The 7,888-nt window shown below is 50.0% G+C and carries 13 protein-coding genes; all 13 read left to right on the top strand.

The annotated features are described in order from the left end of the window. Positions 1-276: replication protein P (locus ACJHYR_RS26405; RefSeq protein ID WP_410233178.1), on the top strand; the 276-nt coding region annotated here is incomplete at its 5' end. A gap of 32 nt (positions 277-308) precedes the next feature. Next, the gene (locus ACJHYR_RS26400) at positions 309-1,079 is read left to right on the top strand and encodes a DUF1627 domain-containing protein (protein WP_410233176.1); all 771 of its coding nucleotides are present in this window, start codon (positions 309-311) and stop codon (positions 1,077-1,079) included. A gap of 15 nt (positions 1,080-1,094) precedes the next feature. After that, positions 1,095-1,520 carry a DUF977 family protein gene (locus ACJHYR_RS26395; RefSeq protein ID WP_072740638.1) on the top strand — a complete coding sequence of 142 codons (426 nt, stop codon included), beginning with the start codon at positions 1,095-1,097 and terminating at the stop codon, positions 1,518-1,520. A gap of 175 nt (positions 1,521-1,695) precedes the next feature. Further along, positions 1,696-2,361: an epoxyqueuosine reductase QueH gene (locus ACJHYR_RS26390; protein ID WP_000150294.1), complete on the top strand. Its 666-nt coding sequence runs from the start codon at positions 1,696-1,698 to the stop codon at positions 2,359-2,361. 237 nt (positions 2,362-2,598) lie between these two features. Then, complete coding sequence (gene hokD / locus ACJHYR_RS26385; RefSeq protein ID WP_000813254.1) at positions 2,599-2,754, top strand: type I toxin-antitoxin system toxin HokD; 156 nt, start codon at positions 2,599-2,601, stop codon at positions 2,752-2,754. A 167-nt stretch (positions 2,755-2,921) separates the two neighbouring features. Further along, positions 2,922-3,200, top strand: a complete 279-nt coding sequence (locus ACJHYR_RS26380) for a hypothetical protein (RefSeq protein ID WP_137587735.1) — start codon at positions 2,922-2,924, stop codon at positions 3,198-3,200. Between the two features lies 1 nt (position 3,201). Beyond that, positions 3,202-4,257 carry a DUF968 domain-containing protein gene (locus tag ACJHYR_RS26375; RefSeq protein ID WP_065793215.1) on the top strand — a complete coding sequence of 352 codons (1,056 nt, stop codon included), beginning with the start codon at positions 3,202-3,204 and terminating at the stop codon, positions 4,255-4,257. Next, complete coding sequence (locus ACJHYR_RS26370; RefSeq protein ID WP_258794273.1) at positions 4,258-4,638, top strand: RusA family crossover junction endodeoxyribonuclease; 381 nt, start codon at positions 4,258-4,260, stop codon at positions 4,636-4,638. Beyond that, positions 4,635-5,456, top strand: coding sequence for an antitermination protein (locus ACJHYR_RS26365; RefSeq protein WP_072740635.1), 822 nt, complete (start codon positions 4,635-4,637; stop codon positions 5,454-5,456). The genes ACJHYR_RS26370 and ACJHYR_RS26365 overlap by 4 nt, the downstream gene beginning before the upstream one ends. 226 nt (positions 5,457-5,682) lie before the next feature. Continuing rightward, positions 5,683-5,880 (top strand): hypothetical protein, encoded by a 198-nt coding sequence (locus ACJHYR_RS26360; protein ID WP_045147648.1) that lies wholly within the window; start codon positions 5,683-5,685, stop codon positions 5,878-5,880. A 150-nt stretch (positions 5,881-6,030) separates the two neighbouring features. Beyond that, entirely contained in the window at positions 6,031-7,083 is a 1,053-nt protein-coding gene (locus ACJHYR_RS26355) for a DNA-methyltransferase (RefSeq protein WP_260756804.1), read from the top strand. Between the two features lie 67 nt (positions 7,084-7,150). Then, positions 7,151-7,366, top strand: coding sequence for a class II holin family protein (locus ACJHYR_RS26350; RefSeq protein WP_000839601.1), 216 nt, complete (start codon positions 7,151-7,153; stop codon positions 7,364-7,366). A 133-nt stretch (positions 7,367-7,499) separates the two neighbouring features. After that, on the top strand, positions 7,500-7,888 hold a 389-nt coding region (locus ACJHYR_RS26345), incomplete at its 3' end, for a YdfR family protein (RefSeq protein ID WP_410233179.1).

The raw sequence follows: 7,888 nt of genomic DNA, 5'->3' as shown, positions 1-7,888 counted from the left end.
TACGACGGAAGCGATAAATACCCGTGGTCTCAGCCTGTGCTGTATCACATATGCCTCGAGATGCGTTCAAAGGGGATTGAACGCCAGATGACCGAAGGGGAGTTAAAACGGCTTGCAGAACGGCAGCTGACGAAATGGGCAAAGCATGTTAGCAACGGCCTGAGTGTTCCGCCTGTCCGGCGACAACTGGCAGCACCCAAACGTCCTGCGGGACCAACGCCAATTGAGTTGCTGAAACAGGAATATGAACGCCGGAAAGCGGCTGGTTTTGTCTGAGTTGAGAAGTAATTTTTACCGGGAGGAAATTTATGGAGACTGTTTTTGACGCACTGAAAGCGATGGGAAAAGCCACATCGGTAGAACTGGCTACGCGACTTGATATCAGTCGTGAAGAAGTGCTGAACGAGCTGTGGGAACTCAAAAGAAATGGCGTCGTTGATAAAACTGGTCACACCTGGTTTCTGGCTGGCGAAGGTGAATCCCGGGTAACCGAAGAGCGACCAGTAAAATCTGAAGCACAGGATATGCTGACCGGGGAGGTCGAACAAAAAGTTACTGCAGACATGATGATTGAGTTTATCAGTCAGGAGGGGGCTAAAACGTGTGAGGAACTGGCGGGTAAGTTCGGTGTCAGCACTCGCAAGGTTGCTTCCACACTGGCGGTAGTAACCGCAACGGGGCGGCTGGCACGCGTTAATCGGAACGGTAAATTTCGTTACTTCCTGCCGGACGACAACTTACCGGCAGGGCCGGAGTCTGCATCGGTAGCGGAAACTGATGGTAAAGCCTTTCCTCAGCCAGCAGGTGTTGCGTTACCAGTACAGGAAGCTGCAACACAGGAAGATATTAAAACAGAAACTGTGGCTGATATTGTGCAATCGTTGCCATCGTTTACTGAAACGCGAGCGGATGACCTGGTTTTTCCATCGCTGCATATGGCAAACCGCGAACTGCGTCGGGCGAAAAATCATGTCCGGAAGTGGGAGCGACTCTGCGCCGCGCTGCGGGAACTGAACAAGCACCGGGATATTGTCCGACAGATTGTCGATTCTTCCCGCCACGTTGCACCGGAAAAGTGATTGTCGGAGGCGCTTATGGCAAAAGTATTTACACAAGAAGAGCGGGAAAAAATTAAAGGGCAGGTTGTTGAGCTGGTTCGCCGGAGTGGGCGCGAGACGTTACGACAACTGGAAGCGAAAACAGGTGCGACAAGATATCTGCTGAGCGTTCTTGCCAGAGAGCTGGTTGCCAGTGGCGATGTATACAACTCTGGTTACGGGTTATTCCCGTCTGAACAGGCTCGTAAGGACTGGCAAAATGCCCGCAAAAAACCATCTAGGGCAAAGGTGAAAAAACCATCTGTGGTTGATCCTGACCTTATCCGGTCATTACCAGACGGAGAAATACGCCGCTACGACAGGCGCCTGAATATAATCTGTCGAGAGTGCCGGAAGAGCGAAGCTATGCAGCGTGTACTGGCATTTTATCAAGGAAATGTTAGGTATTTTAGACTTTACTAGATTAAAGAGCATTAGTTCAGATGTGAATTGACATTTTCATGGCGCAGGGTAGAGCTAGTGTGGTTGTCCGCTTTGCGTCAAAACCAGATATTACCAGATTTAGACATATATTCCCGATAGCCCTGCTCTGATGCTACACTCTGTGCTATTTTCATGACCCCCAATAAAAATATTTATGACTATTGCTGATTTCAAACGGCCTAAATTGGAGCTCCCAAACGGGGCAAACAAACTACTACTGCACTCTTGCTGTGCTCCATGTTCCGGTGAAGTGATGGAGGCGCTTCAGGCCTCGGGAATCGACTACACCATCTTTTTCTACAACCCGAACATTCATCCTCAGAAAGAGTATTTAATTCGTAAGGATGAAAATATTCGCTTTGCTGAACAACACGGCGTGCCGTTTATCGATGCTGATTACGACACCGACAACTGGTTTGAACGTGCCAAAGGAATGGAATGGGAGCCTGAGAGGGGGATCCGTTGTACCATGTGTTTTGACATGCGTTTTGAGCGGACAGCGTTGTACGCTGCTGAAAATGGTTTCAGTGTGATCAGCAGTTCACTGGGCATTTCACGCTGGAAAAATATGCAGCAGGTTAACGAGTGTGGGCGGCGAGCTGTTGCGCATTATCCGGGTATGGTGTACTGGGATTATAACTGGCGCAAGCAGGGCGGCTCGTCCCGTATGATTGAAATCAGCAAGCGCGAAAAATTCTATCAGCAGGAATATTGTGGCTGTGTGTATTCTCTGCGCGATACCAATCTACACCGCAAATCTCAGGGACGCCCTCTTATCAAAATTGGCCAACTCCACTACGGAAAAGAAGAGAAGGAGTGATTTTATGGATCACCTTTCTGATTGATTTCATATTGGCGAGGTGACGTGAGTTAAGTAGAATTGCTGCGGGTGCTTGAGGCTATCTGCCTCAGGCATGAACACCAAAAGGCAGATAGAGAAAAGCCCCAGTTAACATTACGCGTCCTGCAAGACGCTTAACATTAATCTGAGGCTCAATCCATGCTGAACACATGTAGGTTAGCCTCTTACGTGCCGAAAGGCAAGGAGAAGCAGGCTATGAAGCAGCAAAAGGCGATGTTAATCGCCCTGATCGTCATCTGTTTAACCGTCATAGTGACGGCACTGGTAACGAGGAAAGACCTCTGCGAGGTACGAATCCGAACCGGCCAGACGGAGGTCGCTGTCTTCACAGCTTACGAACCTGAGGAGTAAGAGACCAGGCGGGGGAGAAGTCCCTCGCCACCTCTGATGTGTCAGGCATCCTCAACGCACCCGCACTTAACCCGCTTCGGCGGGTTTTGTTTTTTCCTGGCATTCTGGTTTACAATTCGCACGCCAGCCTGAACAACTGGCACCTGCTGCGCCAGCAGAGACAACCGATGGCGCACGATACCAAATTACACAATTCTGATGATTCTGCCGTCTTTGCCAGCAGGCACGGGCGGCGTTCCCGCACTTTCAAATCTGACTGGTTCCAGCATGACCCATGCACTGAAGAACAGGCCGAGTGGCTAATTCAGTGCTACCGCAGACACGGATACGAGATTAAGAAAGCCCTCAGCCTCGATTATCGTCACTGGATAATCTACGTCAGGCTGCCGTACTCCGAGCGCCCACCGCGTCCGTCCCGCACATTCCAGCAACGCATCTGGAGGTAACGTGCGGGTATTACTTCGACCTGTTCCGGTACCGGAACTTGGGCTGGTGGTCCTTAAACCAGGCCGTGAATCCATGCAGGTATTCCATAACCCTCGAGTGCTGGTGGAGCCGGAACCGAAAAGCATGCGTGGTCTGCCGTCCGGCATCGTCCCTGCCGTTCGCCAGCCGCTGGCGGAGGATAAATCATTACTGCGGTTTTTCAGCAATGAGCGTGTGATTCGTGCTGCTGGCGGCGCTGGTGCACTGTCTGACTGGCTGTTGCGTCATGTCAAATCCTGCCAGTGGCCTCATGGTGACTATCATCACAGTGAAACCGTCATACATCGTTACGGCACCGGCGCGATGGTGTTGTGCTGGCACTGCGATAACCAGCTGCGTGACCAGACATCCGAATCACTTGAGCAACTTGCTCAACAAAACCTGGCAGCATGGATGATTGACGTCATCGGTCACGCAATAAGCGGTACGCAGGAGCGTGAATTATCTCTGGCTGAATTATCCTGGTGGGCGGTCTGCAATCAAGTGGCGGACGCGCTACCGGAAGCGGTATTACGTCGTTCGCTGGGGTTGCGTGCGGAAAAAATCCGTTCAATGTACCGTGAAAGCGACATCGTACCGGGAGAGCAGACCGCCACCAGCATACTGAAGCAGCGCACAAAAAATCTTGCGCCGCTGCCTCATGCCCACCAGCAAAACCCGCCACAGGAAAAGACGGTGGTCAGCATTGCCGTTGATCCGGAGTCACCGGCTCAGTATCTCCAGCGCCAGAAACCACAACGGGAAGAGATGCCTGTATACACGCGTTGGGTAAAAACGCAGAAATGCATGACGTGCGGTAATCAGGCAGATGATCCGCATCACATCATTGGTCATGGACTGGGAGGGATGGGAACAAAGGCTGATGATTTGTTTGTTATTCCGCTGTGCCGTAAATGTCATAACGAACTGCACGCCGGGGTAAAAGATTTTGAAGAAAAACACGGCAGCCAGCTGTTGTTGCTGATTCGTTTTTTAATGCACGCGAGAAATTCGGGTGTCCTGAAGTGGAAAGCATGAATGACTGAACGCATAGAATTTGTTTTGCCTTACCCGCCGACGGTGAACACCTACTGGCGACGTCGTGGCAGCACATATTTTGTATCAAAAGCCGGTGAGTGTTATCGCCGTGATGTGGCACTTATTGTTCGCCAGCAGCGGCTGAAATTAAACCTGTCCGGAAGGCTGGCGATAAAGATTATTGCAGAGCCACCGGATAAGCGCCGTCGTGACCTGGACAATATCCTGAAAGCACCACTGGATGCGCTGACGCATGCCGGACTTCTCATAGACGACGAGCAGTTTGATGAAATCAATATTGTGCGCGGTCAGCCTGTTCCTGGTGGGCGGCTGGGCGTGAAGATTTACGAAATAATGCATGACGGGGAGGTCCAAAAATGAAACTGGAAGATTTACCGAAATACTATTCCCCAAAATCGCCAGGCCTGACTGATGCATCCGTCTCGACGTCAAAAGATGCGCTGAGCATCACTGATGTGATGGCTGCGCAGGGTATGACACAAAACCGGGCTGAGATGGGATTTTCTGCGTTCCTGGGGAAAATGGGCATCAGTATGAATGACAGAACGCGGGCAACAGAATTACTGGCAGATTATGCACTCAGTCGGTGCGATCGCGTGGCGGCGTTGAGAAAACTTCCGGCAGAAATAAAACCGACAGTGATGCGCATTATGGCTTCGTACGCTTTTGAGGATTATGCCCGTAGTGCAGCGAGTAAAAAACAGTGCCCTTGTTGCGGTGGGAAAAAATTTATTGAAAGCGTAGTTTTTACAAACAAGGTCCAGTATCCGGATGGTAAACCGCCGGTATGGGCAAAGTGTACAAAGGGTGTGTATCCGTCTTACTGGGAAGAATGGAAAAAAGTCCGGGAAGTGGTAAAAGTTGCCTGTCCTGAATGCGGGGGAAAGGGTGAGGTCTCCACCGCCTGTAATGATTGCCGTGGGCGTGGTGTCGCCATTCATCGTGAAGAGTCGGTAAAACGTGGTATGCCTGTTATCAGAGACTGCCAGCGTTGTGGTGGTCGTGGCTATGAAAGATTACCGTCAACAGAGGCGTTTAATGCCATATGCAAAGTGACGAGCGCTATCACTCTTGATACGTGGAAAAAATCAGTGAAGCGTTTTTACGATACGCTGGTGGTTCGGTTTGACATTGAAGAGTCATGGGCGGAGCGGCAGTTGAAGAGGGTAACGCGATAGTGTTGTTGATTTTTCCCGAATCTGTGGTAAATTCGCACTAATGATGGGCGTTTTATACCTGGCGTTAAAAGATTTTTTACAACCCGCCGCCGTGCGGGTTTTTTTGTGTCCGAAAAACAGCACAGGACGTTAAACGCGCTGGTGGTTGCGAATACAGGTCTTTCAGCTTGCTGGCTTTTTAGACAAGAGTTATTGGTATGTCATGTTAACCAGAAGGGAAAAAGACATGCTAAAACAGCAAGATATGACAGAAACCGCCAGAGTGGTGCTTAATGAATTAAGCGTCACCGAACCGGCGACCGTCGGGGAGATTGCGCAGAATACTTACCTTTCACGCGAATGCTGCCAGTTAATACTGACCCAGCTTGTTATGGCGGGCCTGGCAGATTATCAGTTCGGTTGTTACAGACGCCTTCCGCAGTGAAGGCTTTTTAATTTGTGGTAATGGGCGGCTGGTGGGTGTTGGCGGCACCTGCCAGCCATCTGCTCATGCGTTGGGGTCACAAGCAAACCTCAGGCCCATCTGCTTTGCGCAAAAGCGGTATGAGCCTATCAGAGAAGCGCTTATTGATCTATGGCTAATACTGTAAAAATATCCAGTTGTGAGTTAATCAACGCTGATTGCCTGGAATTTATCCAGACCTTACCGGAAAACTCTGTCGATCTGATTGTCACAGACCCGCCATACTTTAAAGTGAAACACGAAGGCTGGGATAACCAGTGGAAGGGCGATGATGATTACCTGAAATGGCTGGATCAGTGTCTGGCGCAGTTCTGGCGGGTGTTAAAACCTGCCGGAAGCCTTTACCTGTTCTGCGGTCATCGTCTGGCATCTGATACCGAAATCATGATGCGTGAACGCTTTAATGTGCTGAACCACATTATCTGGGCGAAGCCGTCCGGACGATGGAACGGGTGCAATAAAGAAAGTCTGCGCGCATATTTTCCTGCCACAGAGCGCGTTCTGTTTGCTGAACATTACCAGGGGCCATATCGCGGCAAAAGTGACGGCTATGCAGCAAAAGAAAGGGAACTCAAACAGCACATAATGGCACCGCTGATTTCGTATTTCAGGGATGCTCGTGCCGAACTGGGTATAACGGCAAAACAAATTGCCGAAGCCACAGGTAAGAAAAATATGGTTTCCCACTGGTTTGGTGCCAGTCAGTGGCAGTTGCCGAATGAGGCTGACTATCGGAAGTTACAGGCACTGTTTTCCCGTATAGCGGCAGAGAAGTTTCAGGAACAACAACTGGAACAACCACACCACCAGCTGGTGGCATCTTATGATTCACTGAATCGCAAATATTCTGAATTGCTGGATGAGTTTAAATCTCTCCGGCGCTATTTCTCCGTATCAGTCTCCGTGCCTTATACCGATGTCTGGATGCATAAACCCGTTCAGTTCTACCCGGGGAAACATCCGTGTGAGAAACCGGCGGATATGCTCAGACAAATAATCAATGCCAGTAGTCGACCAGGTGATCTGGTTGCTGATTTTTTTATGGGATCCGGTTCCACAATAAAAGCAGCAATGGCGCTGGGGCGTCGGGCCTTAGGTGTTGAGCTTGAGTCAGAGCGGTTTAATCAGACAGTGAAAGAGATAAACGAGCTGGTGGGGAAATAATCTGGTGGCCACGTCAGGTGGCCTTTTTATTTCCATTACACAGCACCCGCATCTGCGAGGTGGGGTTATGAAATCCATGGATAAGTTAACAACGGGTGTCGCCTATGGCACCTCGGCAGGCAGTGCCGGGTACTGGTTTTTGCAGTGGATTGATCAGGTTAGTCCGTCACAGTGGGCTGCTATTGGTGTGCTGGGGAGTCTGGCACTGGGCTTTCTGACTTATCTGACGAATCTGTACTTCAAGATAAAAGAGGACCGTCGCAAGGCGGCGCGGGGAGAGTAATTCAATGGAACATAATAATGAAAAATCCAGAGAGCACTCTGGAAACAGCAAACATTATTCCATTGCTCATTCATTCGGCGGCTTTCGTGATGTAGTCGGACAGGGTGCTGAGAGAGAACAGGAGAGTAATACAATGACTCAAAACCATGAACTGGTTGTTAAAGGAACCCGAAATTTTGAGAATAAAATTGCGGTGATTTTAACCCTGCGTGACAAAAAGCGTTTTGCCTGTGAGATATTTGACTTACACATCAACCTTGAACGACAGGAAGGCGCCACTCTGGAGTTTTATGAGTCAGAGGCAATAAAACGGGCAAAGACATTGTTCCGGGATGTTGCTGCAGGGTTATGTGAAGGGGACGAGCTGTCGCCGGAAAAGCGCCCCATAATTTTAGAGGCGCAGGATGTGTTGATAACCTACAAAGGAAAGCTACCGGGAAGAATTACTGGTTCTCTGAAGATGCCGCCGTCAACACTGCGGTCAGAAAAAGAGGCGTCTTGTCTGCAGTCTGAGTACTCCAT

This window comes from Escherichia sp. WS1450 (assembly GCF_046487395.1).
GTDB lineage: Bacteria > Pseudomonadota > Gammaproteobacteria > Enterobacterales > Enterobacteriaceae > Escherichia > Escherichia coli.
Note: the sequence above shows the minus strand (reverse complement) of the source record. Positions and strands in the feature narration are given on the sequence as shown.

Bases quoted from the DNA above. Each gene is read 5' to 3' on its own strand.
- ACJHYR_RS26390 (WP_000150294.1), top strand. From the start codon at position 1,696: ATGACTATTGCTGATTTCAAACGGCCTAAATTGGAGCTCCCAAACGGG.
- ACJHYR_RS26400 (WP_410233176.1), top strand. From the start codon at position 309: ATGGAGACTGTTTTTGACGCACTGAAAGCGATGGGAAAAGCCACATCG.
- ACJHYR_RS26360 (WP_045147648.1), top strand. From the start codon at position 5,683: ATGCTAAAACAGCAAGATATGACAGAAACCGCCAGAGTGGTGCTTAAT.
- ACJHYR_RS26370 (WP_258794273.1), top strand. From the start codon at position 4,258: ATGACTGAACGCATAGAATTTGTTTTGCCTTACCCGCCGACGGTGAAC.
- ACJHYR_RS26395 (WP_072740638.1), top strand. From the start codon at position 1,095: ATGGCAAAAGTATTTACACAAGAAGAGCGGGAAAAAATTAAAGGGCAG.
- ACJHYR_RS26355 (WP_260756804.1), top strand. From the start codon at position 6,031: ATGGCTAATACTGTAAAAATATCCAGTTGTGAGTTAATCAACGCTGAT.
- ACJHYR_RS26380 (WP_137587735.1), top strand. From the start codon at position 2,922: ATGGCGCACGATACCAAATTACACAATTCTGATGATTCTGCCGTCTTT.
- ACJHYR_RS26350 (WP_000839601.1), top strand. From the start codon at position 7,151: ATGAAATCCATGGATAAGTTAACAACGGGTGTCGCCTATGGCACCTCG.
- hokD (WP_000813254.1), top strand. From the start codon at position 2,599: ATGAAGCAGCAAAAGGCGATGTTAATCGCCCTGATCGTCATCTGTTTA.
- ACJHYR_RS26365 (WP_072740635.1), top strand. From the start codon at position 4,635: ATGAAACTGGAAGATTTACCGAAATACTATTCCCCAAAATCGCCAGGC.